The sequence below is a fragment of the Aeromonas sp. QDB30 genome, from assembly GCF_027707645.1.
GTDB lineage: Bacteria > Pseudomonadota > Gammaproteobacteria > Enterobacterales > Aeromonadaceae > Aeromonas > Aeromonas caviae.
This window is the reverse complement of record NZ_JAPCIY010000015.1, coordinates 68,340-78,145: the sequence shown is the minus strand read 5'-3', so window position 1 is coordinate 78,145 and position 9,806 is coordinate 68,340. Positions and strand designations below refer to the sequence as shown.

General features: G+C 60.7%; 5 protein-coding genes. 2 read left to right on the top strand and 3 right to left on the bottom strand.

Going from position 1 to position 9,806, the window contains the following annotated elements:
• The first annotated feature begins 607 nt into the window (after positions 1–607).
• A complete protein-coding gene (locus PG896_RS07175) occupies positions 608–1,165 on the top strand; it encodes an SHOCT domain-containing protein (protein WP_053288169.1) in 558 nt (185 codons plus the stop codon).
• 144 nt (positions 1,166–1,309) lie between these two features.
• Here PG896_RS07175 and PG896_RS07170 read toward each other — a convergent pair whose 3' ends face one another.
• From PG896_RS07170 to PG896_RS07160, 3 genes are all read right to left on the bottom strand, one after another.
• On the bottom strand, positions 1,310–3,619 hold the full coding sequence (locus PG896_RS07170; RefSeq protein ID WP_053288193.1) for a YgiQ family radical SAM protein: 2,310 nt from the start codon (positions 3,617–3,619) through the stop codon (positions 1,310–1,312).
• Between the two features lie 196 nt (positions 3,620–3,815).
• Positions 3,816–6,968 carry an efflux RND transporter permease subunit gene (locus tag PG896_RS07165; RefSeq protein ID WP_270835556.1) on the bottom strand — a complete coding sequence of 1,051 codons (3,153 nt, stop codon included), beginning with the start codon at positions 6,966–6,968 and terminating at the stop codon, positions 3,816–3,818.
• Positions 6,968–8,020, bottom strand: coding sequence for an efflux RND transporter periplasmic adaptor subunit (locus tag PG896_RS07160; RefSeq protein ID WP_270835555.1), 1,053 nt, complete (start codon positions 8,018–8,020; stop codon positions 6,968–6,970). The genes PG896_RS07165 and PG896_RS07160 overlap by 1 nt, the downstream gene beginning before the upstream one ends.
• 210 nt (positions 8,021–8,230) lie before the next feature.
• On the opposite strand from PG896_RS07160, the gene PG896_RS07155 reads away from it, so the two are divergent.
• Positions 8,231–9,787 carry a sensor domain-containing diguanylate cyclase gene (locus tag PG896_RS07155; protein WP_052815156.1) on the top strand — a complete coding sequence of 519 codons (1,557 nt, stop codon included), beginning with the start codon at positions 8,231–8,233 and terminating at the stop codon, positions 9,785–9,787.
• Positions 9,788–9,806 lie beyond the last annotated feature (19 nt).

Genomic DNA, 9,806 nt, shown 5'->3' with positions numbered 1-9,806 from the left:
ATGGATACCGTGTCTCCTTTCCCGGGGAATGGCTATGGCACAGCGAAGGTGTAGCACTATTGGGATCAGTTATTTAGATTTTGCTAGATTTTGGATTTTCCTGCTCCGCTCAACCGCAACCTACGACATTAATTAGCCGCGTAGGTTGGTGCTGAGCTTGCGAAGCCCAACATGCGAGATTTTTATTAGTGTGAATTTTGCGACAAAGATCGCAGATTTCACACGCTGCCCCCCGCCGAAGATGAATCGTTATAGTATGGTTACTATAATCACAATTAGCCGAAAGGGAAATAAATGGCATATTTTATTGGTTCAGTGCTTGGTGCAATGTTTGGCATTTATTTAATATCTAAGTTACTTGAGGTGGTATTTTTAAAGAGAGTGTTAAAGAACCGTATTTCGGTAATTCTAACAAGCACAACTGTATCTTTTTTTCTTGTGTTTGTACTGTGGTATTCAGCTATTGGGAAACCATATGCCCAAGAAGGAATTTCCCTTGCGCTCTATCTATTGGCCTCTTTATTGTTGGTAGCTGTTCGCTGTCGTAGAGCAAAGTAGACGAAGGCAAACACTTTAGTCTAAATGCTATCTATAAAAGGAGCTTATCGTGAAAAATAAACCACTGAATAGTAGTGATCAATTGAAATTGCTTGTATTTACGCTACTTATGATTCCATCTATAATTTTCGTTGTTGGTATTATTCCTGCCATACTATTGGCTTTCGGAATATTCACAATGAAGAGAAATAAAGATTTTAGTAGCGTATATACAGCAGTAGAATATTTTAAGCGCTATGTCTATCTTGTAATGTTTGTTGGTATTATAATATTTATCCTAGAGGCTAATAGCTGGCATACCCCTGGCCATACATTTAATTTATTTTTGACGTGTATGTTTATTTTTGTTCTCATCCCATTCTTATATTTGATTGCTGTACAACATTTATTTTTCAGCCCATTAAAGGAACATTCCGACTGGATTTCTGTTAATGGACTTTTTTCTATCGAACAAAAATCTAAACTAGACGTTGATATAGTGAAGGGGAATTTAACACAGTATTCCGTTGCTGATGAATTGAATAAATGGGCAAAGCTAAAAGAAGATGGTTATATAACAGAAGAAGAATTTAATGAGGCCAGAGCCAAGTTGTTAGGGAGATATTAAGATGCTAAATAACTTAAGATTGATGAGCACCCTGCACATTAAACCAGTACATCTAGTATGTCAGAATTAATAAGCTCAACACCAACCTAAAATGGCGGCCAGATGGCCGCCATTTTATTTATTGCTTTAATTCATCTAGAAATATCAACGAGCCGGTCGTTTGGCCCCGTGTCCTTTAGTGACGGACTTGCCACGCTGACCTCCCGATTTAACTGTACCAACTCGGATCGGGGGTTTTCCTTTATTAGTAGGCTTACCTTGAGCTGCTGGTTTACCATTGTCCACCTTGCCGCCCTTGTTAGCAGCAGGCCCTTCACTTCGATCCGCCTTGTTGCCCGCCCCATTCCCCCGCTGATGGGTGATGGCACTGTGGCGGGTCAACGCGGGCTTGAGGCCCTTGCTGCGGCTGCGCTCGGCCTTGGCTTCGCCACGGCCTTCCGGCGGCACCAGGCAGTCGGGGCCGTTGCCGATGAGGTGACCCTTGCCCATCTCCAGCAGGGCTTCGCGGATCATCGGCCAGCCGGCCGGATCGTGATAGCGCAGCAGCGCCTTGTGCAGGCGACGGCGACGCTCCCCTTTCACCACGAACACGTCCCCGCCCTGGCGGCTCACCTTGTTGAGGGGGTTTTTCTCGGTGTAATACATGGTGGTGGCGTTGGCGAGCGGCGACGGGTAGAAGTTCTGCACCTGATCGAGCTTGAAGCGGTTTGCTTTAATCCAGAGCGCCATGTTCACCATGTCCTCATCCGTGGTGCCCGGGTGGGCCGAGATGAAGTAGGGGATCAGGTACTGCTGCTTGCCCGCCTCCTTGGAATACTTGTCGAACAGCTCCTTGAAGCTGTAGTAGCTGCCCATGCCCGGCTTCATCATCTTGGAGAGCGGGCCCTCTTCGGTGTGCTCCGGCGCGATCTTGAGGTAGCCGCCGACGTGGTACTTGGCCAGCTCCTTGATGTAGCGCGGATCTTCCACCGCGATGTCGTAACGCACGCCGGAGGCGATCAGGATCTTCTTGATGCCCTTGAGGTCGCGCGCCTTGCGATAGAGGTTGATGGTCGGGCTGTGGTCGGTGTCCATGTGCGGGCAGATGGTCGGCCAGACGCAGGAGGCGCGGCGGCAGGTCTGCTCGGCCTTGGGGCTCTTGCAGCGCAACTTGTACATGTTGGCGGTGGGGCCGCCCAGATCCGAGATGACGCCGGTAAAACCCGGCACCTTGTCGCGGATCTCTTCGATTTCTTTGAGAATCGACTCTTCCGAGCGGCTCTGGATGATGCGCCCCTCGTGCTCGGTGATGGAGCAGAAGGAGCAGCCACCGAAGCAACCGCGCATGATGTTGACCGAGGTCTTGATCATGTCGTAGGCCGGGATCTTCTCCTTGCCATAGGCCGGGTGCGGCACCCGCTGGTACGGCAGGCCGAACACCCCGTCCATCTCGTCGGTTTCGAGGGGGAAGGCAGGCGGGTTGACCCAGATGATGCGATCGCCGTGGGCCTGCGAGAGCGCGCGGGCGCAGCCCGGGTTGGTCTCGTGGTGCAGGATGCGGGACGCATGGGCGTAGAGCACCTTGTCCTCCTTCACCCGCTCGAACGCCGGCAGCTTGACGTAAGTCTTCTCCCACGGTTTTTGCTTAGGGGGCTGCACCAGGATGGGCTTGGCCTCCTGCTCCACCGGCGCGGTACCCTCGTCATCAGAGCAAGGCGCCCCTTCCATATAGGGGTTGGGGATGGGATCGATGCGGCCAATCTGGTCGAGCTTGCTCGAATCCACCCCGCGCCAGCCCGGCAGCGGCTCCTTGCGGATGACGGCGGTGCCGCGAATGTCCTGCATGGTGTCGATGGTCTCGCCGCCTGCGATGCGGTGAGCCACTTCCACCAAGGGGCGCTCGGCGTTGCCGTAGATGAGGATGTCGGCCTTGGCGTCGATCAGGATGGAGCGACGGATGGTCTCGGACCAGTAGTCGTAGTGGGCGATACGGCGAAGCGATGCCTCGATGCCGCCGATGACCACCGGCACCTCTTTATAGGCCTCTTTGCAGCGCTGGGTGTAGACCAGGGTGGCGCGATCCGGCCGCTTGCCGCCCACATCCCCCGGGGTGTAGGCGTCGTCGTGGCGCAGCTTCTTGTCGGCGGTGTAGCGGTTGATCATGGAGTCCATGTTGCCCGCCGTCACCCCGTAGAAGAGGTTGGGCTTGCCCAGGCGCATGAAGTCATCCTTCGATGACCAGTCCGGCTGGGCGATGATGCCGACCCGAAAACCCTGGGATTCGAGCATGCGGCCGATCACCGCCATGCCGAAGCTCGGGTGATCCACGTAAGCGTCGCCTGTCACCAGCACGATGTCGCAGCTGTCCCAGCCGAGCTTGTCCATCTCCGCACGGGACATGGGCAGGAAGGGCGCCGTGCCGTAGCACTCGGCCCAGTAACGGGGATAGGAGAAGAGGTTGGTAACCGGCTGCATTTTGACCACCTGGAACAATTCGGGTCGCGCATTATACCGGCAGAGCAAGGCGGGGGCGACGGCTTTTTGCCCCCACAGAACGCGAGGGGAAGAGGCGCCTTCGAGCGGGCGCGACAGGTCGGCGTGACAGACTCCGATCTCATCAACAAGCAGGGCGCCCATTGGCGCCCTGCTTGCTGTCATGCGGGTCGGCACGCTAGGCCGCCGGTTTGTCACGCCCCTCGGGGGCCACCGCCCCCGGCACCGGGGAGGGACTGGCCGGGGTTGCCGTGGCCAGTACCTCGTCCACCAGTCGGTCCCGCGCCCCCGTCATCCCCGCGCGTCTGGCGATCAGGTGATAGATGGCGGGCACCACCAGCAGGGTCACCAGGGTCGCCAAGGACAAGCCGAAGAAGACCACGGTCCCCACGGCCATCCGGCTCTCGTACCCCGCACCCATGGAGAGCATCAGGGGCACGGCGCCGATGATGGCGGTGAGCGAGGTCATCAAGATGGGGCGCAAGCGGCGCACCGACCCCTTGATGATCGCCTCCTCGAACCCTTCACCCCGCTGGCGCAGCTGGTTGATGAACTCCACGATGAGGATGCCGTTCTTGGTCACCATGCCGATGAGCATGATCATGCCTATCTGGCTGTAGATGCTGAGCTCCTGCCCCGTGAGCCAGAGGCCGAGCAGGCCGCCGAAGATGCCGAGCGGCACAGTCATCATCACCACCGCCGGGGTCAGCAGGCTCTCGAACTGGGCCACCAGCACCAGATAGACCACCAGCAGGGCCAGGCCGAACACCAGCGCCATCTCCCCTTGGTTGTCGCGATAGTCCTTGGACTCGCCAGCATAATCCACCGACATGCCGGTGGGCAGGTGATCCGCGGCCCAGCCATCCAGGAAGTCGAGCGCCTCCCCCAGGGTGTGGCCGGGGGCCACGTCCGCGGTGAGGGTGACCGCCTTCTGGCGCTGGTAGTGGTTGAGGCGCTGGGGACTCGCCACCTGGGTGACGGTCGCCAGGGTGGAGAGGCTCACCATCTCGCCGCTCGCGGCCTTCAAATAGATGCGGCTGATGTCGGAGATGCCGTTGAACTGGGTCTGGTTGGCGCGCAGGTAGACATCATACTCTTCGCCCCTGTCCACATAGGTGGTCTGGCTGACGCCGCCGAGCAGGGCCTGCAGGGAGCTTGCGATGGTGGAGACCGGAATGCCGAGCTGGGTGGCTCGCTCCCGCTCTATGGTCACCTGCAGCTCCGGGGTCTTCTCGGCATAGTCGAGATCCGGGCTCTGCATCAGCCCGCTTTGGGCCGCAGCCTCCTTGAGCGCCAGCCCCTGCTGGTTGAGCTCGCCGTAATCGGAGCCTTGCAGCACGAACTGTACCGCCGCAGTGGAGCCGCCTCTGAACCCCGGCTGGAAGGTGCGGATCATCACGTCGGGGATGCCGGCGAGGCGACCGCTCAGGGAGCGGCCAAACTCGGTGGCCGTTTCGTCCCGCACCGCCCAGTCACTGAGCTGGATGATGGCCATGCCGGTCTGATCGCCGCCGCGCCCGAAGGCCGGGGTGCTGAAGCTCATGGCCTGCACCACCCCCTTGCCGAGCAGCGGCAGGATGGCGGCCTCCACCTGCTGCATGTTGCGCTTCATCCGCTCGATGCTGGTGCCCTCCGCCCCTTTCACGAACACATAGAGCACGCCCCTGTCCTCGGTCGGGGTGAGGCTCGCGGGCAGCTTGCCAAAGAGGGCGCCAATGCCGCCGAGGCAGAGCAGCAACACCAGGGGCATCCAGACGGCGCGGCGCAGCACGGCCTCCAGCACGCGGCGATAACGCTCCTCCACCCAGCCAAGTCCCTTGTCCAGGGCGGCGGTCAGGGCGTTGGGCTTGTCAACGGCACGCATCAGCCAGGAGCCCATGGCCGGGGTCAGGGTGAGCGCCACCAGGGAGGAGAAGAGCACGGCCAGGGAGAGCAGGATGGCGAACTCGGTGAAGAGGCGCCCCACCATGCCGTCCATGAAGGCGATGGGCACGAACACCATCACCAGCACGGCGGTGGTGGCGATGACGGCAAAGCCCACCTCCCCGGTGCCGTGCCAGGCCGCCATCAAGGGGGACTCGCCCCGTTGCAGGTGGTGGTGGATGTTCTCCACCACCACGATGGCGTCATCCACCACCAGGCCGATGGCGAGGATGAGGGCCAGCAAGGTGATGAGGTTGATGGAAAAGCCCAGATACCAGGCACCGATGAAGGCCGAAATCAGGGAGACGGGCACCGTGATGGCCGGAATGAGGGTGGTGCGCCCCTGCCCGAGGAAGAGATAGAGCACGGCCACCACCAGCAGGGCGCAGATGGCGAGTGTCTCATACACCTCGTCGATGGCCTGCTTGATGAAGATGGTGGAGTCGTAGTCGACCTCAAGGGTGGCCCCCTCCGGCAGGAAGCGCTGCATCTCCACGAGCTTCTTCTCGATGCCCTGGGCCACCGCCAGGGGGTTGGCTGTGGATTGAGCGACGATGCCAATCCCCAGGCTCTCGCGGCCGTTGCGCTGATAGGCGCTGTCTTCGTTCTTGGCCCCCACCTCCACATCCGCAATGTCCGCCAGATAGATGCTCTGACCATTGGTGGCGGTTTTGACCGGCAGGGTGCGAAAATCTTCCGCACTGTGATAGAGCCGTGCGATCTGCACCGCCATGGTCATGGTGTTGTTGCGGATCTCGCCGCCCGGCAGCTCGATGTTCTCCCGCTTGAGGGCATCCTGCACGTCGGCCACCGTGATGCCGCGGGCCGCCATGTCGGCGGGGCGCAGCCGCACGTACATCACCTGGGTCAGGTCCCCGGAGAGGGAGACCTCGCTCACCCCGTCCACCAGGCTCAAGGGGTCCACCAGCATGCGATTGGCGTAATCCGTCATGGCGGTACGATCCATCTGGGTGCTGCTGAAGTTAAGCCAGATGGCCACATCCCCGTTGCCGTTGTCCTTGGTCACCATGGGCTCGTCCGCCCCGTCTGGCAGCTTGGGTCTGGCCCGGGAGATGGCGTCACGCACGTCGGAGGTGCCCTCCAGCATGTTCCAGCCGAGCTTGAACTCCACCGTGATGGAGGAGCGCCCCTTGCGGGTCACCGAGTTGATGTTCTTGATGCCGCTGATGCCGGAGAGCTGATCCTCGATGGGCTTGGTGACCTGGCTCTCCATCACCTCGGGGGCCGCCCCCTCATAGGTGGTGGTGATGGAGACGGACGGAGTCTGCACATCCGGCATCTCCCGCACGGTGAGTTTGCTGAAGGCCACCAGGCCAAACACGGTGAGCAGGGCGCTGATGACCACCGCCACCAGGGGACGGCGTACTGAGATATCGGAGAGCCACATCAGCCTTTCACCTCGCCCAGATCACGTACCTGGGCACCGTCGCGCAGATTGACCAGCCCCTCCACCGCGATGCGATCGCCGACGTTCAACCCCTTGAGCACCCAGACGGCCTCGCCATGGGTGTCGCCAAGCTCCACCGGCACGCGCTTCACCCGTCCGTCCGCCTCCAGGCGATAGACGAAGCGCTGCTCGCCGGCGTACTCCACCGACTGGGCGGGGATCAGGGTCATCTTCTGGGGTGGCAGAGAGAGATCCACGTTCATCAGCATGCCGGGGCGCAGCTGGCCACCGGTGTTGGGCAGGATGACACGCGCCTTGATGTTCTGGGTGTCGCTGGAGATCCGGCTGTCGAGGGTCTCCAGCACGCCGGAAAAGGATTGATCCGGCCAGGCCGAGCTGGTTGCCGTCACCGCCATGCCGGGGCGCAGCAGGGAGAGGTAGCGCTCGGGCACCGCCAGATCGAGCCGCAGTTTTGCCAGCTCGTCCAGATGCAAGAGCACGTCGCCGCTGTTGACCAGGGCTCCTTCGCTGAGATCGATGAGGCTGACGGTGCCGTCGAAGGGGGCGGCCAGGGTGCGCAGGGAGAGCTCGTAACGGGCCGCATCGACCCGGGCCTGGGCCTGGGCAACAGTCGCCTCTTGCCCCTCCAGCTCCGAGGTGGTGACGGCGCCTCGCGCCACCAGCTTGCGCATGTCCCGCAGCTTGCGAGCCTCGTCGCGCACGCTGGCGCTCTGCTCGGCCAGCTCCGCCTGCTGCTTGCCCGCATCCAGGGCGATCAGGGTCTGCCCCTGTGTGACCTGCTGGCCGGAGCTCACCGCGATGGTGGCAATGCGGCCGGTCACCTCGGGACTGATGGCCACGGAGCGATTGGCCGCAAGCTTGCTCACCAGCTTGATGGAGGGCTCGGCCAGGCTCTGCCTGACGGTTTCGGCCCTGATATTGATCTCTCTTGGTGCAGGCTTGCTGGCAGGTTCAGCCTGCCGCAGATGCCAGGCGCCCACCGCCAGCAATAGAAGAAGAGGGAAAAGCCACAGCCACACGCGCGTTTTCATCACAAGATCCATGCAGTCAAAGAGAGAGGAAGAAGAGATAGCTTCATCAAGGATGGCACCATGTTACCCCCTGACTATGCCGTGACTATGTATAAATGTGACAAAACGTAACAGTCCGGTGAGAAGATCATCAAAAACGCATCTTGTCGGCACGCGCGTCAGGGTTCTGCCTTACACTGATGCCGACTCTCGCCATCTTCCGGTACGCCCATGTCCATTCCCTCCCCCGCCTTTGCCAGATACCGATTGCAGTGGCTGCTGCTGGGCCTCGGCCTGCTGCTGTTGCTGCTCGCCCTGCAACATGCGTTTCGCCAGGTTACCGAGATCAACAAGCGTGACACCATCAACGCCGCGACCCAGCTCAGCAGCCAGCACCAGCGGATGGAGACCTTCCTTGAGGCCATGCGCGGCCAGGCGGAGGAGCGCCTGCGCAGCAATCCCCAGTCCGTGCTCTCTCGCCAGCTCTATCAGGCGCTGCAATCCGACGGGGAGCACGGCATCAACCTGGATCGCATCCCCGTCGATCTGCCCCCCGCCCTCATCGGCAACCTGACCGGGCAGGGCCCGCTGCCCCACGACGGCAGCGAGCGGCAAGCCAGAATACATCTCGCACTCAGCCTCTCCCCCCTGCTCGCCACAGCCAGCAAGCTGCTGGACAGGGACGTGGCCTGGATCTACTTCACCGGTACGGACAATTTCATCTACCTCTATCCCTGGGTGCCATCCAGCCAGTTTCGCTTCGATCCCGTGATTTACAGCAAGGCCTACTGGCAGGAGGCGATGGCCAGGCATCCCCACCTGGAGCACGCCATGCTCTCGCGCCCCTACCAGGATTTTGCCGGACGGGGGCAGATGATCACCCTCTCCCAGCCCATTACCCAGGGCGGCCAGATCATTGGCCTGCTCAGCATCGACATCCAGACCGTCACGCTGGCGCAGACCCTGCACCGCCTCGCCCCCCGGATTGGCACCCTATTCCTGCTCAACGCCCATCAGCAGATCCTCGCCAGCAGCCAGTCCGGTACCGCGCCGCCCCCCGTCAGGACGGCGCAGTCAGCGGAATATGAGTGGCAACAGGGCGCCTTGCAGCTCGTCTATCCCATCCCGGAGACACCGCTCTCCCTCATCCATCGCATCCCGCTGCTGCCTCTGCTGCAGACGCTGTTGTGGCAATCGGCGACGGCGCTCATCACCATTCTCTGTCTGGTGGTGGCGACCGTCTCCAGCCTGCGTGCCCAGCGCCTCAACCGGCGCCTCAACTACCTGTCACGCCACGATGCCCTGACCGGCGCCTTCAACCGCCACTACTTCGATGCCTTCGAACACCGCCAGGCCCTGGCAGGCCGCCAACGTATCGGCGCCATCATGTTTGACTGCGATCACTTCAAACAGGTCAACGACCGTTTCGGCCACGGGGTGGGCGATCAGGTCCTCATCCGTCTGGTGCAGCTCTGCCAATCCCTGCTGACACGGGAGTGCCACCTGATCCGCTGGGGCGGCGAGGAGTTCCTGCTGCTCGTCACCGATGAAGCGATCCCTCTGGCCCCTTTGGCCGAGCGGCTTCGCCTGTGCATAGCAGAGCATCCCTGGAGCGCCATCGCGGCCGAGCTGAAGGTGACCGTCAGCCTGGGCCACTGTCGTCAATCACCGGCCATCTCCTTGCAGGAGGTGATCCGCCGCGCCGATATCGCCCTCTATCAGGCCAAGGCCAACGGCCGCAATCGCAGCGAAGCGTGGCGGGATGACGGACAGGAGAAGCCGGAGTAAGCTGGACTCCCACTTCATG

What these genes read in the sequence shown, in the direction of transcription:
- PG896_RS07170 (WP_053288193.1), bottom strand. Translation starts at nt 3,619, where the DNA reads ATGCAGCCGGTTACCAACCTCTTCTCCTATCCCCGTTACTGGGCCGAG.
- PG896_RS07155 (WP_052815156.1), top strand. Translation starts at nt 8,231, where the DNA reads ATGTCCATTCCCTCCCCCGCCTTTGCCAGATACCGATTGCAGTGGCTG.
- PG896_RS07160 (WP_270835555.1), bottom strand. Translation starts at nt 8,020, where the DNA reads ATGAAAACGCGCGTGTGGCTGTGGCTTTTCCCTCTTCTTCTATTGCTG.
- PG896_RS07165 (WP_270835556.1), bottom strand. Translation starts at nt 6,968, where the DNA reads ATGTGGCTCTCCGATATCTCAGTACGCCGTCCCCTGGTGGCGGTGGTC.